The organism is Bacillus sp. ms-22, from assembly GCF_009759805.1.
Taxonomy (GTDB): domain Bacteria; phylum Bacillota; class Bacilli; order Bacillales; family Bacillaceae; genus Bacillus; species Bacillus xiamenensis.
The window spans coordinates 460,949-485,951 of record NZ_CP046653.1 but is presented as its reverse complement, the minus strand read 5'-3'; the positions used below and the strand labels follow the sequence as shown (position 1 = coordinate 485,951).

Below are 25,003 nucleotides of genomic sequence, written 5' to 3'. Positions count from 1 at the left end.
ATCTACACATCCTTATGTTCTTTTTGGTGGGGATTCATGAGGTGTATAAGAATGTTTTTCACTCGCTCTAGTCCTTTCCCGTCAATGAGTGTACGTCCATTGAGATGGATGCTCCTGCGGAGAAAATAGCTGTCAGACAGCCTTTGAACAGCACGCAATACATCTATTTCTTCCACAAGATCACCTAATCCAAGGTGAAGACAAGCTCCCTTTTGCGCAAATCTGCTCGCTGTCACTGCTTGGTGGTCTACTTGCGAAAGGACAATGCTCGGCACACCAATACAAACTGCCTCGTATAGTGTCATGCCGCCTGCAACGATGGCCAAATCAGCTTCTGATAAAAGGACTGGTAGTTGATTTGTATGGTGAATCAATTGAATATGCTCCGCCTCTCTTTGCTCTTTGAGGTGAGAGGCTTTTCCTGCTACCGCTAGAATGTGTAAATGCTTTGCTTCAAGAAGTGCTGATACAGCCTTTGAAAACAATCCGCGCGGATCACTTCCTCCGAGGCTGATGACCACCTTTTTGCATTCTTTTCGAACCTCATATGTGTCTTTTAATCGACCAATCTCGTGATCTAACAATAAATAAGGTGTTCCATCAAAATAGGCCGTTCCATTTACTAGCTTGTGCTGCCCGTCCAGACCTCCATAAATGCCATTCACTACAACATCCGCAAGCTGACAGGCTTCCTCTCTTTTCTCCTCGAATAAGACCAACCTTGCATTGCCGCAGGCATTCTTGAGCGTTCGAAGAAATTGAAGATCACCATCAAGGACATCTATCAGCAGAAGATCAGGCTTCAACTCTTTTAACTCTTGCTTCATTTGAAAAGGTGCATTCGACTCCTGCACCAAGTGTACGTCCCACGCTGGATGCGCTAGCATTTCTACACAAATCTGCTCATTTGTATAGAAAAACAAGTCGAATCCTTCTTGAAGCAGTTCTTTTGCTAACCGTTTCATTCTGACCACATGCCCCATGCCTCTAAAAAAACCACCATAAACAACAATCATGACTTTATGATTCATTCAGCATCCTTCTGTCTCACAGACTGATTTAAACGAACAATGTCTGGCTCTTGTTCACAGATAGATATGAGCTCAGCCGTTGGCACAGCAATAGAACCACCAGCTTTCTCTAGTAAACGGGTGGCAAACACATAATCTTCTTCTGTATCAATCGTGAATCGATAAGCAGGATATGCAAGTTCTTTGGGCGGTGTGAATAATTGAAGGTGAAACTGCTCTGGATTCTTTCTGATATACAGCGTGACATGCTCACGCTCTGACTGGGTGAGGGGAAATTTGTCGATTTGACTTAAAATAGCGGCTTCAATCATTTCCCCGGAAATACCGAGTGGTGTTCCGTTCGTGTATGTGTAATCAGCCTTCTCCTGTCTATGTTTTTCAAGCATTTTCGACAAAAGGGAAGGGTCGATAAATGGATTATCTCCTGTTAAACGTACAACAGTTTGTGGTTCGAACTGGCGGACAATTTGTGCAAACCGCTGTAGCACATCCGTCTCACTGCCCCGAAACACTTTATAGCCCTTTGATAAGCAATACTGAGCCAAATAGTCATCTTCTGCCTCGACCGTTGTGGCGATCATGAGGTTTTGCGTTTTGTGATGATAAGCCTCTGATTGCTTCACCCGCTCCACAATCAAATCGATCAGCGCCATGCCGCCGATCGGTTTCATCACCTTTTTTGGCAGTCTTGTTGAACCCATCCTCGCTTGAATGACAAAGAGCACATCATTGATCATCTTGAGACTCCTGCATGAGCACGTCTTTCCACGAAACGCCTGTATGAGCCGGGATGTCTTTCGCAGCCTTCGTGCCAAGTAAAACCGTCATATATCGGGGATGCAGGCCCTGACTTTTTTGTCCTGGGCGCAGGACAGCTATATTTTCTGAAGTGAGGGTCTCTCCCTTTGCAATGCCTGTTGTCGTAAAAATCCCTCGATACGCAAACTCTCGAATCTGACCTTCGATGGCTGTTGTCGTTTTATAAGAACTGCCAAGAAGCTCCTCTGGCAAAGAATGAACGTCTGCTCCTGCTTGATTACGCTGCTTTTCTGCTGCTCGAATGTGCTGAACCATTTCCTTCAATTCTTCAGGATCAAGTGCAAAGGAATGATCGGCTCCAGGTAACATTTTATCCACTGTAAAATGCTTCTCAATCATCGCTGCTCCGAGCTTCACAGCGGCAACTGGCGCCTCAGTTGGGTGCTCACTATGATCTGAAAAGCCAATGACTGCCTCTGGAAAAGCTGAAGTTAAGGTTTGTATCACTCGCAGGTTCGTGTACGCTCTAGGTGCTGGATATTTTGCCACACAATGCATGATAGCCACTTGTTTATTTTGCTGGCTCGTAATTGTTTCGTATGCTTCATGAACATCTGCAATGGTTGCCCCAGCTGTTGAAAAAATGATCGGCTTTTGAAATGAAGCTGTGTGACGCAAAAGAGGCAGATGATTGATTTCATAAGAAGCCAGTTTAAAGGCAGGTGGATCTGTTTGATTCAAAAGATCCGCAGATTCTTCGTCACACACCGTGCTTAAGAACATCAGTCCTTTTTCCTCACAACGCGTCAATAAAACAGGCAGCCATTCTGGCGGCAGCTCCATTTGTTCCACTAAAGAAAAAATAGACACTTCTTCTCCTTTAGCCGTTTTGTACAGCCCCGGTTCCTTTTGATACATCCGATCAGCCTGAAATATTTGAAACTTCACCGCATCAGCCCCTGCTTCTTTTGCCACATCAATTAAAGCAAGTGCCTGATCCAGCTTCCCATCATGGTTAATGCCTGCCTCTGCAATGATAAAGACAGGCGCACCATCGCCCACTTTGCGATCTCCGATATAGAAATGCGCCATCTTACCTCTCTCCTTTTTTCGGCCACACATGGTAATACAAAAAGGCATTTGTTGTCCTACACCCCATCTTTTCATACAGCTGGATGGCTGTCGTGTTATGAAGCTGTGTCCCGGCAGAAATGAACTGATGCCCTCTGTCATGAGAAACCTTCATCATCTCAATAAACAGCTTTTTTCCGATCCCTTTTCCTTGCACATCCGGTCTAATTACAAAAAGCTCAAGCGCCATCTCATTGCCCTTTGTCATCCCTTGAATCAGGCCAGCCACTTCACCGTTCAGCTTTGCCACAAGGTTGACATCTGCGCGTCCGAATAAGTTATTCCTCATCCATTCCTGATAGAAATGCTGAACAACACGCTGGTCTAAAAATGGATCAAGTGCATAACGACTTTTCACAAAAGCCTGATCACAAAGTGAGACCGCCTCATCATATTCCTTCTCATCTGGCAGCCCAATCACCACATCTTGACCTGATAATGGTGTCTCCATTTGAGCAGACGGCACCTCAAGTCTAGTGAGACCGCCGACATAGTACACATGTGACAGCTTTTGGACAATGCGGTTTTTTTCAACATCAGCTGCTTCAAGACGTAAAAAGAAGAAATCACATTTTTCTGTTCTCATCCAATTGATAAACCGCTCCATCAATTCTTTGAAGAGCTGCGGTGATTCAGCTTCCACAAACTTCACATGAAATATATGTTGATCAAAAATACCGCTCTCCCACTTGGACCAGTCGTATAACAGCACCGCTTTGAGCTGGGCCCCGCTGACAAGAGCAAACTGCTTGAAGCCTGCCATGTGCTTTACTTCATGATCATATGTTTTCAGCCAAGCTGCCAGCACCTGATCATCTATTGCATGAACGACCTTCATGAAGATGCCTTCTTGTCTTTTAAAATAGACACGACCGCAGTGATGACATCCTGCACATCTTCATCTGTCATACTTGGATAAAGCGGGAGTGAGAGCGTCCGTTTGTAATAAGTAATGGATTCAGGGAAATCCTCTGGCGAATAGTTGTAGGTTTGCTGATAATATGGATGCAAGTGGACAGGGATAAAGTGAACACTCGTGCCGATCTTGTATTCCTTTTGCAGCTGATCAATCATGTCATCACGTGTGATGAATGCTTCTTTTGGATCAACTTGCAGCACATACAAATGCCACGCATGTCGTCCATCCTCGTGAACGGGCGGTAAGATCAGCCCCGCTTCTTTTTGAAACGCCTCGTTGTATGCCTTCGCAATCTGTTCTCTACGGGTCTGCATGTCATTCAGCCTGCTTAGCTGAACAAGCCCTAACGATGCTTGCACATCAAACATGTTCATTTTATAGCCAGGTTCCTCGACCTCGTAATACCACGTTCCCTTTTCTCCATAACGATTCCACGCTCCCTTGCTCATGCCGTGGAGCGCTAACCTTCTGATTCGAGCTGCAAGTGCATCATCATTTGTCGTCAGCATACCGCCTTCACCAGTTGATATATTTTTTGTTGCATAAAAACTAAAGGCAGCCGCATCACCAATTGATCCGATAGGCTGATCATGATAAGTCGTATAGAGGGCATGGGCGGCATCTTCTAGCACAAACAAATCATACTTTTTGGCAATGGCTAAAATCCGGTCCATATCGCACGACTGACCAGCAAAATGGACAGGGACAATCGCTTTTGTATGTGGTGTGATCGCATCTTCTACTTTCTCTGCATCCAGATTGAGTGTCTTCGGATCAATATCCACGAAAACAGGGGCTGCCCCCGTATGAATGATCGTATTGGCTGTCGCGCAGAACGTTAGAGGTGTTGTGATGACTTCATCACCAGTCCCAATGCCTCTTGCCTTTAACGCTAAAATTAAAGCAGCTGTACATGAATTGACGGCTATCGCGTGTTTTGCACCGGTCAGTTGCCTAAACTCTTCTTCAAACTGCCTCACTTTTGGTCCGGTGGACAGCCATCCGGACTTTAATGTTCCAATGACTTCATCAATTTCTTCCTGTTCAATCAAAGGCAGTGCATAAGGAAGAAATTGTGCTCTCTTTTGTTCCATATCGCTTGCACACCCCTATCGTCATCTTTGAAAATCCACACCTGTTTTTGTTTTAAGCAGAGAAAGCAGAGCATCAGTCGATCGCGCATGCGGATAATGTTCTTGAATGAAACGGGCTCCTTGCTGCTTCGCCAGCTTCATCTCTTGTTCATCCGACAAAATACGGATCGCTTTCTCAGCCAATTCAACAGGGTTTTCCATGTGGCAGCTGCCAAGCGACTCGTAATAAGGGTATCTTCTGCCTTCTTTCATTTTGCCAATCAGCACACTCTTTTCAAAAAGCATCGCTTCTAAACCAACTGTTGATGTGAGCGTAATAACTATATCCACATAAGGCAGAAGGTCATACAATTCGATCTCTTTTTTAATTAATCTCACATGGTTCCCCGCACGCTCAATTGCTGTATAGTCACTTAAACGATTTCGAGCGATTTCCCACGGATGCGGCTTCATAATCAGCTGAATGTCTTTCCGTTTTGCAATCGTTTTAAGAACATCACCATAAAAGGCTTCTGAAAATGGCTGCGTAGCCACAAGCACAGTCTTTTTGGCTGGACTGAAGTTCAATTTACGAAATACCATGTCCTTTTGAAGCGGCGTTCGATCCTGCACCAAGTCAAATCTCGGGTGACCTGTGATCTCCACCTGTTCAGGCTGACAGCCTTTGTCTACATACCAATCCTTTTCATACTTTCCAAACACCCCATGATAGGTGGTGAAGATCGGCAAAAAGGCTTCGTCTCCCATGAGTGCGCCGTGCTGGAGACAGATACTGGTGAGGTGGCGTTTCACTGTTTGCAGCGCAAGTACACGGCTGTAAACATCCTCCGTCGTACCGACAATGACAGCTGCAATAGGCTGCATGTCAAATAGTGTTTCTATCTGGTCAATCACATCAATAAATTGCACAATGTCCTTCTGAAGTTTTTCTCTAAAAAAGGCATTGCCAAAGACAGGGTGCTGTGCGTAAGGCTTGAGTAGAGCATTTGCTTTTTCAATATATTCAGCATGGGCCTCTTTATTAACCTCTCCTGCTAAATCCGGCTTGCTGATGACTGGTAATCCAAAATAATCAGCCTTTTTCCAGCGCGCAAGCACCACCGTTTGGTTCGGATGGAACCGCAGATAATTTTGTTCAGTAAAACGCAGGTGTTCAAAGTGAAGCAGCACCTTTCCATTGTTCGGACGATAAGCTATGCGCTTCATCTGCTGTTTATGCTGATCAAAAAATGGCTGGATGTCTTGCGGCAATGGACAAGTGGTTGTCAGCTCCTGACCAAATGCTTCATCTTCCATACGTTCTCTCACTTCAGGGCTGATATATTGATAAAAATTACTGATTAACCCAAGAGGAATTTGGCGATAAGATAAGTCTTTCATCAAATTCACATACTCAAAATATACCTGCCAATAATGATGAATATAATGTGACACTTAAGGTCACCTCCCATGTCTTTGTTTTAATATATGACGGAGCTCCCGGCAGGTAGACTGAGGAGGAAGTGCTTGAATAAATTCACTTTTCTCTTCTTCTGCCAGCTGATAATGAATCGACTGTTCTGTGATGTAATTTGTATCTAATACTTCATCAAAAGGATAGAACGGATAGAAGTGATTTAATCTAAAAAAGAACCGGGCATCCCCTATTCGATAAAAGTGAGGACTCTCATCCCAGTAGGACCCAAATTCAGCATGAATTCTTGTTAAAATGGACGCACGATGAACGACTGAGCAGTGATCAATGGCACAGGGTGCATTCCATTGAACCGTTTGTGCAGGTCGTGTCGTTTCCTTTACTGGTTCTTTTTCGCTATTTAAATAGATAACTTTTGAACCAGAATAGACAATATCTTCATTCGGGCGGGCATCTAAATAATTCGTGAGCTTCTCTAAACGATCAGGTGCATAAACATTGTCATCTGTGGCATAGGAAATATACTCACCCTTCGCCTGTTCTAATGCTTGATTAATGAGTACGGCATAGCGTGTTTTCGCCGTTCTTTCCTCCAGCGTTTTGACCCCGCTTTGGATAAAATGAACGCGCGGATCTTTGCGAAAAGGCTCAATAGCAGCAAGTGTCTTTTCATTTGATCCATCATCCATGATAAACAGTTCAAGGTTTGATAAAGTCTGCTGTAGGACCGCTTCAATCGATCTGCCAACGTAAGCCGCCTTGTTGTAGCTCGTCATAATGACAGTTACTTTTGTCAATTTTTTCACCTCGGTCTCTTTCAAACTATGGTTATCATATGTGTCTCCTCTTAAAGAGACTGTAGAATGACCTATTTTTAATAAAATTGTATTTTTTTATTGATCTATCTTTGAAAAACGCAAAATTTTTTGGTAATATAAGTAATCATTTGTGTGTATTAAAGGAGTAAAGAATATTGGAAGCTATGAAGAGTGATCTCTCCCCAGAAGAAGAAGCAAAAGGTTTTTTTCGGTTCTTTAAAATTTTTGTTGCGACAAAGACGATTATTCGCTCATATCAACATTCCTCTATTCCCATTTGGCTCATGCTGCTTCTGGCAAGTATCGCTGGGACGAGCTGGATTTACGAGGGGTATTTTAGTGAGTATATGGGCAATCATATTCCATATCCTTTTATTCTGTTACATGGGACGGGTTTTGGTATTTTAGCAGGCAATCTGATTCTATTTTGCGGTTCATTCATTTTACAATGGTTAGGACGGCTGTTTTTTGGCATAAAAACGGCGTATCGAGATGTGCTCAAAGCTTGCACGCTGACGGTCATTTTTCCTTCCGCATTATTTGCACTCACTTGGATTTTCACTGTGGGATTGCTCGGTCCATATACATTTGTGAAGATCTCACCCTATTTAGATCAACATTATGAAATATGGTATTATCTCGATCTATGGACACTGACTGAAACATATGCAAAAACATGGATTTTCGGTATGGCTGTTTTAGGCATTGTCGCTGTGATGAAGCTAAGAGTATGGCAAGCCTTTATCATTGTCATCACACCGCTAGCCGCATCTTTTCTAATCATGACCCTTCTATTTGATGTCCAACGTGCGATGAACTGGATAATGTAAAGGAACTTCGGTAAGAAGTTTCTTTTTTTCGTTCAATGTACATATTCTTCCCTCCTGTTTCATAGTGTGAAAGAGAAAAAGAATGCTATGGAAACAACAGGCGCTGATACGTCTTCTGTTTAGAACACCATGAGAAAAGAGGAGGAACGTTATGAAATTGAAAAATCAATTTGGGCAGGGTTCGGGTTTCGAAGGTCAAGATTTTCGCCAGCAACAATATGGAGCAAATCCGTATCCTGCGCAGCAGATGGGTTATTCAGTCCCTCCCCAAACGCAGGGTCAAATGCAGCAAGGGTATTCCCCAATGCCGTCTACTGGCACTTCACAAGGAGGCCAAGGCACACAGAGCGGCGGACAGCCATATCAAATTCCTTCTGGACCCATTTATCAGCAAAATGTCACCGGCCAGCTGCCGATTGAGCAGTCCTATATTGAGAATATTTTACGATTGAACCGCGGCAAGGTAGCCACGATCTATATGACGTTTGAGGCGAGTAAAGAATGGAATTCGAAGATTTTTAGAGGGGTCATTGAAGCCGCAGGACGTGACCACATTATCATCAGTGATAACAAAACAGGGACACGATACTTACTGTTAACGATCTACCTTGATTACATTACGTTTGATGGGGAAATTCAATATGACTATCCATACTCGATGTCAACGTATTCTCCAAGATAACTTCAAGACATGACAGCAGCAAGGTGCAGACGCCCTTGCTTTTTTCCTTTTGACTAGGTTTTTGACACACCTTACGGGCACTGTTCATAAGATGCCTAGTAGTTTTTATCAAAAGCCTAGAGGTGACATCTATGACTGTTGAGCTGGATTATACATCGCCGAATGTCAAATATTCATTTGATCTGAACCAAAGCCCCCTTGTGAAATATGATGAGTACAATCGCATTAATGTTTTAGGAAAAAAGCAATTAAATTCGCTCGATCAAGTATCTCTGCTGGATATTTATTTGAGTAAAAGCAAAGTAGTAGAGCCTCATTATCATCAAAATGCTGCAGAGCTTGTTTATTGTATAGCCGGTTCTGCTGCTGTATCAATGCTGAACCCATTTACAAAAAAACTGCACACCTATACCATTACCCCCGGGCAGGTCGCAAATGTGCCCCAAGGCTGGTGGCACTATGAAGTTGCCTTGCAAGACAAAACTCATTTGTTAGCCATCTTTAACGCATCGACGCCAGAAGTCATCCTTGGCTCAGACTTACTCACCCTCACCCCTTCTCACATTATGGCACATACTTATTGCATGAACGAAACGCAGTGGAAGCAGGCAACGCAGCCTGTAAAGCCAGGTATGTTTATCGGACCTTTCTGCCACCGAGACGAAGAAGCCCAAACGCACCCTGTCCCTCCATCTCACTATGTCCCTTATTATCAAGCACCACCCAACTATTCCCCTTATTGGAGTTAAGAAAAAACCGATGCCCCCTATCAGAGCATCGGTTTTTTGGCTTATAAATTTTTTGCAGCTGCCACCACTAGCATGATCCAAGAAGCAATAAAGGCGACTCCGCCAATTGGTGTAATAGCACCAAGAATCTTCACCTGAGTCAAGGCAAGCACATAAAGGCTTCCTGAGAAGAAAAGGATGCCTGCAAGCATCACCCAGCCAGCGGTCGGCACTAGCGAAACACCTGACAGCTTATCTGCAAGAAAGGCGACAATAAATAGGCCAATCGCATGGAACATCTGATATTGAACCCCTTTATTCCATATCTCAATATACTTTTCAGGGATTTTCCCTTCCAATCCATGTGCACCGAAGGCTCCAAGTCCAACAGCAAGCATGGCGTTAATGGCACCTAATATGAAAAATAGTTTCATTCGTCATTCTCCTTATCTCGTCAATTATGTTTATCATAGCGCGGGTCACATCCGACATTCAACTTTCCTTTTACACTGACACGAGATTGTCGGATTTCTTCTTCTTTCGCAGCAGCACTTGATCGACCACAATCGCAATGAGCGTGCCTAGAACAAGACCATTGCTTAATAAAGAAATCAGCACAGGATGCATGCCTTTCAATGCTCCCTGAGGCACAAACATAGCCCCTACGCCTGCTAAAACAGCAACGCCCAGCACAAAGCGAATGCGCGGGATGTCTTCTTTTTCATACTGATCAAATTCAGACATGGCAATCCCAATCATAGAAGAGAACACCACAAAGTTCACAGCAAGCCCCACAGGCGACGGCAATGCAGAGAAAAAGCTCATCAATAACGGAAATAAACTAATGAGGACAATGAGCAGACTTCCGAGAAAAAACGGCTTTCTCGAAGGAATTTTTGTTGTTTGTATAAAACCCGCTGCCCCCGAAATCGGTACAGGCGCAATCGCTCCAATCAGTCCGCTCATCAAATGACCAAAGGCTGCGACAAAACCAGCAGGCCTGGCTCTTTTCCGCTCACGCAGATCACCAAATGCCTTCACTGAGCTTTCCACAATGCGAATACTTGCCAGCATATTCACAATAAGTAAGATCGTAATAAAAAAGGACGTGACCAGCAATCCACTGTCAAAGACCGGCATACCAAATGGGAACAGCTTCGGAAACTCGATGATATGCTCAGGAATTCGAACGGGCTTGGCCAATCCGAGTAAAGCGAATAACAGCCAGCCGCCTGCAAGTGCGAATAACACAGAAAACTGTTTTAAGTAATGCCACCTTGAACGGCTGATCATGAAGGTGATGACAATAATCAAGATTGATAGACAAAAGACAAGCCCGTCCACCTGATTTCCCCGATAGCCGATGCCCATCAGACCTTTCATGATCGGCTGACTTAACTGCACAACAAGCAGCAGCAGGTAAATGCCTGTGACGACTGGCGTAAATAAAGACGCGAGCCAATTAATGATTTTAAATAGACTAAAAATAAAAAAGAACGCAGCACTAAAGATTAAAGCCCCTTGTAATGCTTGCAAGGTTTCAGGATATGTAGCAAAAATCGTCCCTGTCATGCCTGAATAAAGGGTATATACACCCCACCACAGCCCTGCTGGACTTTCATTGATCGGCAGCATATGGCCGCATAAACACTGCACCATTGCCACAAGTCCAAGTGAAAAGAATGTACTCTGAATCAGCTCTGCCGACTGCACTTGATTCAATTCAAATGCTTGTGCAATCGCAATCGGTACTGCAATAGAAGCTGCGATAAAAAATGCCATCCACTGAATGGCGCCCAAAAATAGTTTCAACCCGATCACCTTCCCTTTGTCGTGACACGACCATTAAAAATCAAAGATAGAGTCGCCGTTTCCGTCCTTCTCTTTTTGACCCTCTTCTTGATGCTGGAATTTTTTTGCACCGCTAGTGCCCATCAGCTTCTCTAGCATGGCTTGATCCGTAGACACAGATGGTGCAGACGGTGTCTGTAGCGACGGAGGTGGTGAAATGACCGAAGCCGGCGGCATTTGCTGCTGTGATGGTGCATCGAGAATGACATCACATAGTGACGAAATCACTGCCACTTGACGTTTCACCTCTTCATCATTTCCACTTTGTTTAGCTTTTTGAATGGCTTCCTCCATTTTTTGAAGCAGACTTGATATATGAATATTCAAGGGTAGACCCTCCAATCTAAAAAATTCGTTTGCCAACATTATTTTATCAAATGAACAAACCGAATGGGCTCATTTTTTCAAAGCCGTGTGCTTCTGAACATCTTATTTGACCAGTTCCAGTGATTCACACATAATAAAAGAAATAACATTGACTCTGAAAGGACTGACACATGAGCAAATTCACTGAACTCCTTCACAAACAAAAAAACGTTCAAAAGCCAGCGGTCCAAGAACGAATCCGCCTTCTTCACGATTTGAAAACAGCCATTAAACATCATGAAAAGGACATATTACAAGCCTTAGCCCATGATTTACATAAATCCGAACAGGAAGCATACACAACAGAGATTGGAATGGTATATGAAGAAATCAATCATACCGTCAAACATCTGCACAAGTGGGCCAAGCCATCCCGAGCGAAAACACCTCTGACCCATATTGGATCGAAAAGCATGATCATCAAGGAACCGTACGGAAGTGTTCTCATTATTGCCCCTTGGAACTATCCTTTCCAATTGGCCCTTTCTCCATTAGTTGGAGCCATTTCTGCGGGTAATGCCGTCACATTAAAACCATCAGAATTAACGCCGCAAGTTTCCAAAGTGATTGGTACAATTGTGGAACGTGTGTTTAAAGAAGATCTTGCAGCGGTTGTTGAAGGCGGTGTGGATGTCAGTACAGAGCTGCTGAAGCTGCCCTTTGATTATATTTTCTTCACCGGCAGTGTGGCGGTCGGCAAAGTCGTCATGGAAGCCGCCGCAAAGCATCTAACACCTGTGACACTTGAGCTTGGCGGAAAAAGTCCTTGCATTGTCATGCCTGATGCAGACATCAAGCTCGCTGCCAAGCGAATCACGTTTGGCAAATTCACCAATGCTGGTCAAACATGCATTGCACCAGACTATTTACTTGTTCATGAATCCATCAAAGAGGACCTTCTGCGGGAGATGGTCACCTGTATCCGTGACTTTTACGGTGAACAACCCGAAACAAATCCGCACTTTGGAAAAAATGTCACCCAGCGTCATTTTGACAGGCTCTCACAATTTCTTTCAAATGGTACGATTGTGACGGGTGGACAGCGCAATGAACAAGAGCTTAAAATCGCACCGACCATTTTAGATCACATCACATGGGAAGACCCCGTGATGCAGGAGGAAATTTTCGGACCTATTTTGCCTGTCATGACATTTGATTCCCTGCATGAGGCCACTGACATGGTCAAGGCTAGACCAAAGCCGCTCGCCCTTTACTTATTTACAACAAGTAAAGAAACAGAAGCATATGTCCTAGACAACCTCTCGTTTGGCGGAGGCTGCATCAATGACACGCTGATGCATGTGGCCACCCCTTACTTGCCATTTGGAGGCGTCGGTGAAAGCGGCATGGGACGATATCATGGAAAGGAAAGCTTTTTCACCTTTACGCATGAAAAAAGTGTCCTGCGCCAGACCAATCGCTTCGATTTTTCCTTCCGTTATCCAAATGCGAAAAACGGACTCGAGATTGTCCGCAAATTTTTAAAATAAACAGGACGAAGGGGCTCTCCCCTCGTCCTATTTTCATTCGATATCCTTGATACACCAGTTGATCTCATCAAGCCCTATTTGCTTTAAATACGCATTTGCTTGTGAAAAAGGCCGGCTGCCAAAAAATCCGTTTCTCGCAGAAAAAGGACTTGGATGAGGTGATTCAATGATGTAATGCTTGCCTTGATCAATGCGTTCTTTTTTATTTTGAGCATGTCTGCCCCATAAGACAAAGACGACTGGCTGATCTCGCTCATTCAGCACATCAATGACACGGTCTGTCACACGTTCCCAGCCCTTGCCTTTATGCGAATTCGCTTCACCTTTTCTGACAGTTAACACAGTGTTTAACAGCAGTACACCCTGCTCTGCCCAGCTGACAAGTGAGCCATGGTTTGGAACAGGGCAGCCGAGATCATCCTTTAGCTCCTGAAAAATATTTCTCAAAGATGGCGGGTGTTTGACTCCAGGCTGAACAGAAAAGCTTAATCCATGGGCCTGTCCTGGGCCATGATAAGGGTCTTGTCCCAAAATCACCACCTTCACGTCTTCATATGGCGTCAAATGAAGGGCACGATAAATGTCATCTGGCTTTGGAAAGACCGTCTGTGTGCGATATTCATGCTTCACCCACTCACGTAATTGCTGATAGTACGGCTGTTCAAACTCACTCTTCATCAAAGTCCACCAGCTATCATTTAAAAAAGGCTTCATTGCGGTTCTCCTCCTTCTGTCTGAAGCTGTGCCAGTCTTGAGATCATCGGTTTTCCATCCCATACTATGTCACTCTCTGATTCTCTTTTTTTCATCGCTGGTTCTTCTAATAGGACAGCAAAGTTCGCTGTCGGCAGATCACCCAACTGGTGCTTTTCACTCAAGTCATCTAAGTAGTTCTTTCTTGTTTCACCGAGATCACTAGACTGATTGCCACCCCCATCAAAGAACGCATAGATTACACTCGCTACAGGCACCCGTTTGACTCGTGCATGCTGCGTGACCCGCAAGAAAAAGTCCCAATCCCAGTAATGATGCATGGCTGGATCAAAATAACCGATTTCATCATGGATGCGGCGTTTATACATACTGCCAGAAGGGACATATGTAGAAAAGACACGCATATCCTCAATATCCGCTGTATAAGCAAACAAACGTCTTGATACCGGAAAACGGGTCGCCCCTCTTTCTTCAAACGAAACAATTTCTGCATCAGAAAAAACAAAATCGGCGTCTTCCAGCGCCTTGCTCATACGTTCAATATGACAAGGTGTAAAATAATCATCGTCGTCACTCAGCATAATGACGTCACCTGTCAGCTCCCGCACTCCAACATTTCTTGCGTTCACATGCTGGACATTCTCATCTAAATGAATCAAGCGGATTGGCAGCTCTGGATAGAGTTCTTGAATGACATCCACCCGCTCTCCTGCATCATTTACAACGACAATTTCAAAAGGCTGTACGCTTTGTCTCGAGATGGATTCAAGCAGCTCACACAATGCGCCCAGCCGGTTATGTGTCACAATTAATAAAGAAATCTTCATATCGGCCTAACTCCTTTAATAGATTCGTCTTTTTCATTAAAACATAAATCGGCTTTCTTCTCATGATATAAAAGGCGGTTTGATTTGACGAGAAAATGGGAATTTTTGATGAAAAGGAGTGATGACGATGGAATATTTCACGGTTGAGAATAGTCAAGAAGCAAAACAGATCATCGAACATATACAGTCAGCAAAGGACGATGTCTTTGTCTTTGCGTACGATCCAGAACGCTCTGATACCGTAACAGAATATACAGATGCCAAAAGCATGACAGCTGTCGATCAAGGGATTTTAGATCAAATCGCCAATGTCATTCGCACCCGGGATGATGAGCTCATGGCCAAAATGATGTCGACCGGCGCCGATCAGGAGTTAGCCTTAACACTTTTAGAGGAGCTGAAAAAAGGGAAATTGGTGATTTGTAAAAGATAAGTTCCTCGAAGAGTGGATCGCTTTTTTATGCCGTTTCATTGTGATAAATGGAAAAGCTGATTATAATAAGGGTTAGTACAGTAACTGTTACACATCACATTGGAGGTTCAGCAACTATGTCTATGAATAAAGCTCTCACCATCGCAGGTTCGGATTCAAGCGGCGGTGCAGGTATCCAAGCAGATTTAAAAACGTTTCAAGAAAAAAACGTCTACGGGATGACAGCTTTAACCGTTGTCGTTGCCATGGATCCTCATCACAATTGGGATCATCAGGTGTTTCCAATCGATACGGCAACCATTCGTGCGCAGCTTTCTACCATTGTAGAAGGCATTGGTGTAGATGCGCTGAAAACAGGCATGCTGCCAACGGTTGACGTCATTGAACTTGCAGCTGAAACGATCAAAAAATATGATTTAAAAAATGTCGTCATTGATCCTGTCATGGTTTGTAAGGGTGCGAACGAAGTCCTGTACCCTGAGCACGCTGAAGCACTGCGCGAAATGCTCGCCCCACTGGCAACCGTCATCACACCGAACCTTTTCGAAGCAGGTCAATTAAGTGGAATCGGTGAAATCAAAACGATTGAACAAATGGAAGAAGCAGCAAAACGAATCCATGAACTTGGTGCAAAGTATGTGGTCATCACTGGCGGCGGTAAGCTAAGCCAAGATAAAGCGATTGATTTGCTTTATGATGGACAAACCTTCGAACGCCTTGAATCTGATAAGATCGACACAGAGTACACACACGGCGCAGGCTGCACATTCTCAGCAGCAGTCACAGCTGAACTAGCGAACGGTTCAGACGTGAAAGAAGCCATTTATGCAGCAAAAGAATTCATCACAGCTGCCATCAAGGGCTCTTTCCAACTAAACGAATACATCGGACCGACGAAACATTCCGCACATCGTTTTGACAAATAAAACAGCAAAAACCGATTCGCCTTGTTGGGTGAATCGGTTTTTTTTGTTTATCGAAAGCTTAGTCGCTGTGCAAATAACCAATCTGTTAAGCCTGGCGTTTCATATGCAGGCGTCCATGATGCATGATCATATCCATACTTGCTGGCATACTCCGTGTAAAGCGGATGACCACCAGCTTTTTGAATGGCTTGGATTGTGTTTCTTGCATAACTGACAGGTATAATGGAATCATCTTCTGCATGAAATGCCCATATTGGCTTGTGCGCTAGAATTCCAGCCTTGCTTGGATCTGCACCTCCAGCAATCGGAATCATCGCTGCAAACAAACGAGGATATGTGATGTTCAACTGATACGAGCCAAATCCGCCCTGTGATAAACCAGTCGAATAAATCCTTTTTTGATCAATCCGATAAGAAGCTATCACGTGCTGAAGAACTTCATAAGCTTTGCGTAAATCTGGTGAGAATTGAAACACATTTGTCAGATCGATTTCATTTTGTGAATTTCTTGTTAATGCAAATCCTCCATCGACAGCATTTCGCGCCTGGGGTGCTAGTACGTACGAAGGATGTTTCCTTTGGACTTCAGGAGAAGCCCATAAAACTGCACCATCATTTGCAAGTAACTGCTTTTGATTATCTGTTCCTCTCTCCCCGCCTCCATGTAAGAACAGAACGAGAGGATAGGATTTACCCTGCTTACGGTCTTTCGGAATATACAGTCGATAAGGCATTCCTTCATATTCAAAAGATAAAAAAGATGAGGCAATGTCCTCTCGTGTGACAAAACGATAATTGTACGTAGACGTGGCAAGGTGTTTTTTATTTTTATAAACGCTTACCTTCAAAGTCGTATCGCTATCTATATGAATAGGCTTATTATATAACTGACTTTGGGCTGTCGGCTGGCTACCATCTGTTGTGTAATAAAGAGAAGCCTTTCGCACTGGAGAATGCAGAGTCACCTCTTGTGACCGATAATATTCACCAGACGGTACTGAGGCAGTAGGTTTAAAAAATGACGTGTGTTGAGTTCGGGCAGATGAAACGGAAGGATAGAGAAAACTCATTGAAAATAGGAAAATAATAAAGGTGATCAGATATTTCTTCGTTGTATGATTCATTTTATGGTCCTCCTGTATGTGCTCATACGAATTTTTATTTATTTTGTACGATATCAAAAGAAATGTCAACGCTTTCATTTATTTTCCTGAATCCTCGGACTAAAATAAAAAAGCATACTCGCTTACGAGTACACTCTTTTACGATACATCAATCCCTACTTTTGCTGATCGGATTCTTTCGCCATTTTTCGAATAAAGGCTTCAATGGATTCAACAAATAAGGCATATTCTTTCATTTGTTTATACGTATCTGACAGCTTCTCTTTTAATTCTTCCTGCTCTAGAGAAGGTTCACCGAGAATAGATTGGACTTGAATCAGCAATTCTTTATATTCTTCACGTTTATCTTCAACATGATCTGCCATTGTCTCCAAGCGTTTTCTAGTCGTCGGCTGCTGTTTTGAATTCAAGTAAACAACCCCTTTTTTGTCCTACCGCATTTGGATAAACGTCAGCCTCAGCTGTATATATTTTAAAATGATATCATAATTCAACCTGTTATCATATATGTAAAACGTCATCAAACCGCTCCCCGTCACCGGAGTGAGCCCTTGATTTAACACTCTATAGGTTCTAAGATTCAGGCTGATCTCACTAGAAAAAAGCAGATCAATGACCTGCTTTTGTTTGTAAATGCCACGTCTTCAGTTTAAGCTTCGTTTCATTTCTGCCACTTATCGAGATTGATTTATTTCCCGGGGAAGGAAAGTAACGTGAGGTAAATACTTCCCGTCCTCCGTTTACAAAAATCTCAATGGATGATGCATCAATAAAGATATGCAGATCCCGTAATTCCTTCATTTCTACTTCACGAACTTCCTTTGTTCGATCTTCAAATCGATCTCTCTCTAACGTCAGTTTCCCCTCATCTTTATCATAAATGATACGGGCAGCTGCACGAATACAGCATTCAAATCCTTTTTGTGTTTCAATCTGATCAATCAATATCTCGGCTCTCGTAATATCTTGTACAGGAATGGAATGAACGGAACGCTTAATGTGAAAAACATGTTCTTGTTCATTTGTCCGCATGGATTGAAGTTCACTTACTGGCTTTTGAATTAGACGTCCCTCATCATCTAAACGAAGCTCTCTTGGAATCGTTAAGCAATGGATCCATTGATAAGAGATTGTCGGATGATGCTCTTCTCCTTGATCGGGCACACCCATCCATCCCATTAAAATACGCCTGCCTGATTCATCTTGAAAGGTCTGCTGCGCATAAAAGTCAAAGCCGCGATCCAGCTCCTCAAACGCTCCATGTGTATATTGGTAGGAGCTATCATCTAATGTACCAACAAAATAACCAGATTGATGTGTATTGTGGTATTTTAATCCGTCAGGCTCCAGTCCCTGTGGTGACACGATCAATACATCCCGGCCGTCTAATTCAAACAAATCTGGGCATTCCCACATATATCCGAAATTGCCTAATCCGTTCTTTCCACTGCCTGCAATAATGCCCTGAAACGTCCAATTGTCTAATGTATCAGCTGTGAATAATACAAGATGTCCTTTAAGGTCTTCGCTTTGTGCACCCAGGACCATAAACCACTGACCATTTCTCTTCCACACCTTCGGGTCACGAAAATGTGCGGTAAATCCTTCTGGCAAAGTCGCCACGACACCCTTTTTGTGAAAATGAATCCCATCCTCTGAAACAGCTAAACATTGATAGGTCTCACGATTCCCTTGCTCATCACGCACATTTCCGGTATACATCACATACATACGTCCATCATCAATGACTGCACTTCCAGAATAACAGCCATTTTGATCAAACCAATCACTTGGCGTGAGAGCAGCTTCTTCATGCTTCCAATTCACTAGATCGGTAGATGTGTAGTGACCCCAAAATTTTGCACCGTGACCTGTTTTAAATGGCTGCCACTGATAAAACACATGGTAGACTCCCTTCCACTGAATCAATCCATTCGGGTCATTTAAAAGACCGACTGGCGGCATCAAATGAAAATGCTGGCGGTACACGTCTTTTTTCACCAAATGCTCATAGTTTCGAATACGGTCTGCTACCTTTTGACGAAGTGCTGCGTCAGTAGTTGTCATGACTGTGACCACTCCTTGATCATTTTTCGACTTCTTTTACTTTAAAGATGATGGTAAGAATAAATGAAACAGCAACAGCTATTAACATACCAATAACATAATTTACCACATTTTGCAAACCTAATGGAGCTGCAATCGCAATCATCGGAATACCCGTTAAGCCATAAGCGTTGGCTGCGACTTTCGTAAAGACGACAAACGCTCCACCTAATGCGCCTCCAATCATTGCCGCAATAAACGGCTTACGATAGCGAAGGTTCACACCGAATATGACTGGCTCCGTAATACCTAAGAAAGCAGAAAATGCTGCTGGGAGCGCAATTTCTTTCGTTTTCGCACGCTTTGCTAAGAAAAAGACAGCTAATCCTGCCCCGCCTTGAGCAACGTTGGACATTGCCCAAATCGGTAGCAAATAGTTACGTCCGATATCATTCAGCAGTCCTGCCTCAATGGCATGGAAACTGTGGTGAACCCCTGTCAGTACAATTAACGAGTAGGTTCCTCCGAAAATGAGTCCTGCTAAAAATCCTGCATGATCATAAACATATGTGAGGGCATTCGAGATTCCAGTACCGAGTATTCTTCCTAGCGGTCCCACAGCAATAAACGTCACAAATCCAGTCACAATCACCGTCACAAACGGAGTCACCAGTAAATCAATACTGTTTGGCACTACTTTTCTCAAATTCTTTTCAATCAGACACATGATATACACAGTCAACAACACTGGAATGACTGTTCCTTGATAACCAAGAAGCGCAATATCAAAATTGAATAAATGCATATATTCTGGTTTCGCCTCTGTCAGTCCCCATGGGTTCAGCAGGTTCGGGTGAATCATGATTCCCCCAATGACAGCCCCTAAATATGGGTTTCCACCAAACTCTTTCGCTGCACTGACCCCAATTAAAATCGGTAATATGATAAAGGCAGCACTTGAAAACATATCAAGCATTTGGAAGATCGCGGAGCTTGGATCAGCCCAGTTGAAGGCTTTCATCATGCCTAAAAGACCCATTAATAGACCGCTTGCAACAATTGCCGGAATGATCGGCACAAAAATATTCGATAGCGTCTTAGCAAAACGTGCAAGTGGATTCATTTTTTGTTTCACTGCTTCATCATGGCTGACAGGCTTTTGATTCTCGTCGTCTGTCTCAAGACCGGTCTCACGAGCAAATGGCTCATATACCTTGTTGACAGATCCAGTTCCAAATATAATCTGGAATTGACCCGAGCTTGAGAAGGCACCCTTCACACCATCAAGCTCTTCAATGGCCTCTTTGTCGATCAAATCCTCATCTTTCATCACCAATCTGAGTCGTGTGGCACAATGCGTTGCACTGATGATATTTTCTTTTCCACCTAATAATGTTGTTAATTCTTTGGCTGTTTTTTGATAATCCATGTTGTCTCCCCCTTTTTAAAATCAAAAAAGACCTAAAATTCACCAACGATCAAAGGACATACACGTCCCCTCGTTACGCAAATTTTAGGTCTTGCCTGCCTGACAGTCACAATCCCACGATATTGAATTTTGATTACGCTTTCATCATAGTATAAGAGTACGACCTTCGTCAACCTATTTTTCCGAATCAAATGACCCATATACACTAAGAAGAGTAGTGTGCATAAAAAAAAGCCTGCGGACAGGCACAACCATTAAACCAATTCGGCATCCTGCAGACGCTGGACATGCAGCGTGATGTAGCCGATCTCCGATTCAGGGAGATGAAGTCCATATTCATTTTTCAGAAAATCAGCAAGTCCAAGCGCACACTGGTAAGCTGAATCATACTTTGTTTGGATAAACATCAGCATATCATCGTCCATGATTTGAAATGCTTCATTCGATTCCAACCTGCCTAACGCATACCTCAAATGTGTCACAAGCCGCTGATAAGAAATACTGTCTTCATCAATCGAGCGCTCAAAATCGCGCTCAATATACTCGATCATTTCTTTGATCATCGTTGTGTATTTAACCGTCTTCTTCATGGACTCCGTATTCATTTTGGCCGTATGAATATGAAGAGCCACATATCCTGCCTCATCGTCCGGCAGGTCAACCCCAAGCCGCTCCTTTACATAACGAATCGCATACTTTCCAATCTCATATTCCTGCTTATATAAGACTTTGATCTCACCAAGCAATTTATTATATAAGACAATGCCTTTTTGAACGCGTTCAATGGCAAAGGATAAATGATCTGTCAGTGATATGTGGATATGATCACTGAGCGGCATCATGAGTTCACCCTCTGCATAACTGATAATATGCTCTGCCACCTCAATATGCGCTTCTGGCAATGTCGCAAGAATTTGCTTAAATTTCTCATTTTCTTCACGCACAACAAAAATTTTCTCTATTTTTTGAACGGGAACGACGTCATTTTTCCCCTTCTGAAATGCAATTCCGGGTCCCATCACAATTTTCTCCTGATCACCCTCCTTTACAACCACTGCATTATTATTCAAGATTTTATATATCTTCAAGGGGTATCCTCTCCCACCAGATAACGTTTCTTATGTGGGATTTTACCCTGTTTCAACTTTTCTGTAAAGGTAAGAGCGGACCAGCACGCGCCTCTCTCGTTGTCTTTTCATAAAGCATCATCAGACTTTCCTGAAACTTCCGCTCGATCCTGCGCTTCTTCTTGTTTTCCTCTGCCAGTTTCTCTTGCTGTCTCCCTCTCACCGTTTGAAAGAATCCCACATCCACAGCGGCTACTTTACATCCTTGCTGCTTCATCATGACACCAGGATTCACAAGCACATTCATCATGAAACCAAACCATACACTGAACCAGTTCTTCCATTTCTTCACTGAACATTCCCTCCACTTTTCTTAGAATCTAGCAGCTCTAGCAAAATAACTGCTCCTATCATATCCCGAGAAAAGAGAGAGGTTTGTCACAATCTGGGTGAAAAAACGAACTAGTTTTCAGAAGTTTTGTTGAAAAGTGCAGAAGATCATCATGTTCCAATGAAAATATTATGCACACACTATCCCAAAGATAAACACATCTTATCAACAGGGTTTATCCACATATCAACACCCTCTCACTAGATTTTGTGTATGTGATTTTTTTATATTCCATATATATATCCGAATAATCAAGTTATCAACAGATCATTGTGTATAAGTGAGACTTTATAAACAAAATAGTTCTTTATGACTATGTAAAATAAGACCATTTTAGTAAAGGGATTGGGTTCATCATATTGAATACTTAATAACGGGCAGTGAATCTTTCCTATTTATCCACAAAAAGAAAGGCTATCTCCCTAAATACACAGCTAGAAAGGGGAAAATTAATTGAAAAAAGTAATCTCTCGTTCTTCTGTTCTATTGTTCTCCACTATTTTTACCTTATCCACATTCTTTTCAGGTCAACAGGCTGCTGCCGCTCCATCAAACAAACAGGTGGAACTGGAAAAAGCAGAAATCTTCGGCGAAATCAATGTCAACTCTAGAAAACAAACCACTGTCATTGTTGAATTAAAAGAAAAATCCTTAGTTGAAGCCAAACAAGAAGGCGAAGCACAAACGAAAGCCTCTCTTAAAAAATCTCGAACAAAAGTTAAGAATGCAGCACTCAAAAAGCTAGATAAAGCGAGTGTTCGTCAAGAATATGAAAAAGTCTTCTCTGGTTTTTCGATGAAACTTCCTGCAAACGAAATTCCGAAGCTGCTCGCAGTGGATGGAGTGAAAGCCGTTTACCCGGATGTTACATATAAAACAGATGAAGTGAAAAAGGAAAGCGTCCAGCTTCCAAATGAAGATGTCTCTCCACTGATGGATAAAAGCGCTCCATTTATCGGTGCACCAAAAGCTTGGGATGCCGGTTACTCTGGAAAAGGGGTAAAAGTCGCTGTTATTGATACTGGAGTAGACTATACCCACCCTGATTTAAAAGGAAACTTCGGTTTATACAAAGGCTATGACTTTGTCGATCATGATTATTCTCCACAAGAAACACCTAAAGGAGATCCTAGAGGCGAATCTACAGATCACGGCACACACGTTGCAGGAACGATTGCAGCAAACGGGAAAATGAAAGGTGTCGCAAAAGATGCCACCCTCCTTGCATACCGTGTACTTGGACCAGGCGGATCAGGAACAACTGAAAACGTCCTTGCAGGCATCGACCGGGCTGTCACTGACGGAGCAGATGTCATGAACCTGTCTCTTGGAAACAGTGTGAATAACCCTGATTATGCAACAAGCATTGCACTTGATTGGGCTATGTCTGAAGGCGTTGTCGCTGTTACATCAAATGGAAACAGCGGGCCGAACAGCTGGACGGTTGGCTCTCCTGGAACATCAAGAGATGCTATTTCTGTCGGAGCAACTCAGCTTCCGTACAGTCTATACAATGTAAAATTCCCGAACTATTCAACGGCAAAAATCATGGGCTACTATCAAGAAAGTGATTTAAAGGCACTTGATCAAAAGCAAGTCACACTTGTCCCAGCAGGAATCGGTGACGAAAAAGCATTTGAAAACATCGATGTCAAAGGAAAGGTTGCGGTGATTGAACGTGGAGCCATCGCCTTTGTGGATAAAGTGGACAATGCAAAAGCCGCTGGTGCGATCGGCGTTGTGATGTATAACAATGTAGATGGAGAAATTCCTGTGGATGTACCAGGTCTTGCTCTACCTACGATTAAGCTTTCAAAAGCGGAAGGAACAGCGCTTGTTAAAGCCATTGAGGCTGGAAACAATACAACGACGTTCTCCATTCAATTTGTGAAAGAACTAAGTGAGCAGGTAGCCGACTTCTCATCCCGTGGACCTGTTGTGGATACTTGGATGATCAAACCAGATCTCTCAGCACCTGGCGTGAGTATTGTCAGTACAATTCCGACACACGATCCTTCTCAGCCATACGGATATGGTTCTAAGCAAGGAACAAGCATGGCATCTCCACATGTGGCAGGAGTGGCAGCGATTATCAAACAAGCAAAACCATCGTATTCTACGGAACAAATCAAAGCATTGATGATGAATACAGCGGAAAAACTGTTTGACCCAAATGGCAGCCCGTTCCCTCATAACACTCAGGGAACAGGCAGTGTTCGAATCATCGAATCACTCCAAGCGTCTTCTATCGTTTCTGATGCCAGCTATTCGTACGGCACTTTCTTAAAAGAAAAAGGCGTTCAAATCAAAACGAAGACATTCAAGGTACAAAACCTTTCAAAAGCACCGAAAACCTATACCATTGATTACACATTCGATGGCACCGGCATCAGCACAAACGGAACGAAAAAAATCACAGTCAAAGGCAATTCCACTGGCTCCTTTACTTCCGCGGTACAAGTGAATTATGGAAAAACGAAAAAAGGAACGTATCAAGGCAGTATCACAATTCGGGAAAATGGCAGAAAGGTCACTGAAATCCCAACATTGTTGATTGTAAAAGAACCGGATTATCCGCGCGTTACTTCTGTTTCAGTAGAGCCGGATAATCGTGCTGGAAGCTATGTGATTAGCAGCTATCTTCCAGGCGGTGCTGAAAACCTTGCATTCCTCGTCTACTCGACAGATGGAGAATATTTAGGTGAAGCAGGTGTTTATCAACATGTTGATAAAGGAGAGCAGCGCTTGAAATGGAATGGCACGATCAATCAAGGTCAAAAGCTAGCAGCTGGTGAGTATACAATGCTTGCGTATGCGAGCCTGAAAGGCAAATCAGATACGGTTCAAACGAGAGAACCGTTTGACATTTATCCTGAATAAACAAGAATCACATAAAAAGCCTTGTATGAGCACATCAGCTCAACAAGGCTTTT

At 43.2% G+C, this 25,003-nt stretch carries 25 protein-coding genes; 7 read left to right on the top strand and 18 right to left on the bottom strand.

Going from position 1 to position 25,003, the window contains the following annotated elements; genetic code table 11:
- Positions 1-2 precede the first annotated feature (2 nt).
- The 7 genes from GPA07_RS02535 to GPA07_RS02505 are packed head-to-tail and all read right to left on the bottom strand — an operon-like array spanning position 3 to position 7,145.
- Entirely contained in the window at positions 3-1,031 is a 1,029-nt protein-coding gene (locus tag GPA07_RS02535) for a PseG/SpsG family protein (RefSeq protein WP_157291979.1), read from the bottom strand.
- Entirely contained in the window at positions 1,028-1,768 is a 741-nt protein-coding gene (locus GPA07_RS02530; protein WP_157291978.1) for a cytidylyltransferase domain-containing protein, read from the bottom strand. The genes GPA07_RS02535 and GPA07_RS02530 overlap by 4 nt, the downstream gene beginning before the upstream one ends.
- The gene (locus GPA07_RS02525; RefSeq protein ID WP_157291977.1) at positions 1,758-2,882 is read right to left on the bottom strand and encodes an N-acetylneuraminate synthase family protein; all 1,125 of its coding nucleotides are present in this window, start codon (positions 2,880-2,882) and stop codon (positions 1,758-1,760) included. The genes GPA07_RS02530 and GPA07_RS02525 overlap by 11 nt, the downstream gene beginning before the upstream one ends.
- A 1-nt stretch (position 2,883) precedes the next feature.
- On the bottom strand, positions 2,884-3,759 hold the full coding sequence (locus GPA07_RS02520) for a GNAT family N-acetyltransferase (protein WP_071168398.1): 876 nt from the start codon (positions 3,757-3,759) through the stop codon (positions 2,884-2,886).
- On the bottom strand, positions 3,756-4,934 hold the full coding sequence (locus GPA07_RS02515) for a DegT/DnrJ/EryC1/StrS family aminotransferase (RefSeq protein ID WP_157291976.1): 1,179 nt from the start codon (positions 4,932-4,934) through the stop codon (positions 3,756-3,758). Before GPA07_RS02515 ends, GPA07_RS02520 begins: the two co-directional genes overlap by 4 nt.
- Before the next feature lie 21 nt (positions 4,935-4,955).
- Positions 4,956-6,368, bottom strand: coding sequence for a capsular polysaccharide export protein, LipB/KpsS family (locus GPA07_RS02510; RefSeq protein ID WP_008360958.1), 1,413 nt, complete (start codon positions 6,366-6,368; stop codon positions 4,956-4,958).
- A gap of 6 nt (positions 6,369-6,374) precedes the next feature.
- Positions 6,375-7,145 carry a glycosyltransferase family 2 protein gene (locus GPA07_RS02505; RefSeq protein ID WP_071169213.1) on the bottom strand — a complete coding sequence of 257 codons (771 nt, stop codon included), beginning with the start codon at positions 7,143-7,145 and terminating at the stop codon, positions 6,375-6,377.
- 176 nt (positions 7,146-7,321) lie between these two features.
- Here GPA07_RS02505 and GPA07_RS02500 point away from each other — a divergent pair, with 176 nt between their 5' ends.
- The 3 genes from GPA07_RS02500 (at position 7,322) to GPA07_RS02490 (ending at position 9,427) form a co-directional block, all read left to right on the top strand.
- Positions 7,322-7,996 carry a hypothetical protein gene (locus GPA07_RS02500; protein ID WP_008360962.1) on the top strand — a complete coding sequence of 225 codons (675 nt, stop codon included), beginning with the start codon at positions 7,322-7,324 and terminating at the stop codon, positions 7,994-7,996.
- Positions 7,997-8,147: 151 nt separating this feature from the next.
- Positions 8,148-8,678, top strand: a complete 531-nt coding sequence (gene gerQ, locus GPA07_RS02495; protein ID WP_008360964.1) for a spore coat protein GerQ — start codon at positions 8,148-8,150, stop codon at positions 8,676-8,678.
- A gap of 131 nt (positions 8,679-8,809) precedes the next feature.
- Positions 8,810-9,427, top strand: a complete 618-nt coding sequence (locus GPA07_RS02490; RefSeq protein WP_071168396.1) for a cupin domain-containing protein — start codon at positions 8,810-8,812, stop codon at positions 9,425-9,427.
- Between the two features lie 41 nt (positions 9,428-9,468).
- Here GPA07_RS02490 and GPA07_RS02485 read toward each other — a convergent pair whose 3' ends face one another.
- From GPA07_RS02485 to GPA07_RS02475, 3 genes are all read right to left on the bottom strand, one after another.
- A complete protein-coding gene (locus GPA07_RS02485) occupies positions 9,469-9,840 on the bottom strand; it encodes a DUF423 domain-containing protein (RefSeq protein WP_008360968.1) in 372 nt (123 codons plus the stop codon).
- A 70-nt stretch (positions 9,841-9,910) separates the two neighbouring features.
- Positions 9,911-11,218, bottom strand: a complete 1,308-nt coding sequence (locus GPA07_RS02480) for a purine/pyrimidine permease (RefSeq protein WP_157291975.1) — start codon at positions 11,216-11,218, stop codon at positions 9,911-9,913.
- Positions 11,219-11,251: 33 nt separating this feature from the next.
- A complete protein-coding gene (locus GPA07_RS02475; RefSeq protein ID WP_071168394.1) occupies positions 11,252-11,584 on the bottom strand; it encodes a YwdI family protein in 333 nt (110 codons plus the stop codon).
- Between the two features lie 170 nt (positions 11,585-11,754).
- Here GPA07_RS02475 and GPA07_RS02470 point away from each other — a divergent pair, with 170 nt between their 5' ends.
- Positions 11,755-13,113, top strand: coding sequence for an aldehyde dehydrogenase (locus tag GPA07_RS02470; RefSeq protein WP_071168393.1), 1,359 nt, complete (start codon positions 11,755-11,757; stop codon positions 13,111-13,113).
- A gap of 33 nt (positions 13,114-13,146) precedes the next feature.
- Here GPA07_RS02470 and GPA07_RS02465 read toward each other — a convergent pair whose 3' ends face one another.
- Both GPA07_RS02465 and GPA07_RS02460 read right to left on the bottom strand, forming a co-directional pair.
- Positions 13,147-13,827: a uracil-DNA glycosylase gene (locus tag GPA07_RS02465; protein ID WP_008360976.1), complete on the bottom strand. Its 681-nt coding sequence runs from the start codon at positions 13,825-13,827 to the stop codon at positions 13,147-13,149.
- Positions 13,824-14,654: a glycosyltransferase family 2 protein gene (locus GPA07_RS02460; RefSeq protein WP_157291974.1), complete on the bottom strand. Its 831-nt coding sequence runs from the start codon at positions 14,652-14,654 to the stop codon at positions 13,824-13,826. The genes GPA07_RS02465 and GPA07_RS02460 overlap by 4 nt, the downstream gene beginning before the upstream one ends.
- Positions 14,655-14,781: 127 nt before the next feature.
- Here GPA07_RS02460 and GPA07_RS02455 point away from each other — a divergent pair, with 127 nt between their 5' ends.
- The gene (locus tag GPA07_RS02455) at positions 14,782-15,087 is read left to right on the top strand and encodes a general stress protein (RefSeq protein WP_008360980.1); all 306 of its coding nucleotides are present in this window, start codon (positions 14,782-14,784) and stop codon (positions 15,085-15,087) included.
- A gap of 116 nt (positions 15,088-15,203) precedes the next feature.
- Positions 15,204-16,013 (top strand): bifunctional hydroxymethylpyrimidine kinase/phosphomethylpyrimidine kinase, encoded by an 810-nt coding sequence (locus GPA07_RS02450; protein ID WP_008359592.1) that lies wholly within the window; start codon positions 15,204-15,206, stop codon positions 16,011-16,013.
- Positions 16,014-16,060: 47 nt separating this feature from the next.
- Here the strand turns inward: GPA07_RS02450 and GPA07_RS02445 are convergent, their stop codons facing one another.
- The 6 genes from GPA07_RS02445 to GPA07_RS02420 form a co-directional block, all read right to left on the bottom strand.
- Positions 16,061-17,137, bottom strand: a complete 1,077-nt coding sequence (locus GPA07_RS02445; protein ID WP_071168392.1) for a chitobiase/beta-hexosaminidase C-terminal domain-containing protein — start codon at positions 17,135-17,137, stop codon at positions 16,061-16,063.
- A gap of 155 nt (positions 17,138-17,292) precedes the next feature.
- Positions 17,293-17,547 (bottom strand): hypothetical protein, encoded by a 255-nt coding sequence (locus GPA07_RS02440; protein ID WP_008359596.1) that lies wholly within the window; start codon positions 17,545-17,547, stop codon positions 17,293-17,295.
- Between the two features lie 199 nt (positions 17,548-17,746).
- Entirely contained in the window at positions 17,747-19,204 is a 1,458-nt protein-coding gene (locus GPA07_RS02435; protein WP_157291973.1) for a glycoside hydrolase family 32 protein, read from the bottom strand.
- Positions 19,205-19,223: 19 nt separating this feature from the next.
- Positions 19,224-20,612 carry a sucrose-specific PTS transporter subunit IIBC gene (locus tag GPA07_RS02430; RefSeq protein ID WP_008359600.1) on the bottom strand — a complete coding sequence of 463 codons (1,389 nt, stop codon included), beginning with the start codon at positions 20,610-20,612 and terminating at the stop codon, positions 19,224-19,226.
- Positions 20,613-20,866: 254 nt separating this feature from the next.
- Positions 20,867-21,700 (bottom strand): PRD domain-containing protein, encoded by an 834-nt coding sequence (locus tag GPA07_RS02425; protein WP_157291972.1) that lies wholly within the window; start codon positions 21,698-21,700, stop codon positions 20,867-20,869.
- A 52-nt stretch (positions 21,701-21,752) separates the two neighbouring features.
- Positions 21,753-22,031 carry a hypothetical protein gene (locus GPA07_RS02420; protein ID WP_008359603.1) on the bottom strand — a complete coding sequence of 93 codons (279 nt, stop codon included), beginning with the start codon at positions 22,029-22,031 and terminating at the stop codon, positions 21,753-21,755.
- A gap of 492 nt (positions 22,032-22,523) precedes the next feature.
- On the opposite strand from GPA07_RS02420, the gene GPA07_RS02415 reads away from it, so the two are divergent.
- Entirely contained in the window at positions 22,524-24,950 is a 2,427-nt protein-coding gene (locus GPA07_RS02415) for a S8 family peptidase (protein ID WP_157291971.1), read from the top strand.
- Positions 24,951-25,003: the final 53 nt, after the last annotated feature.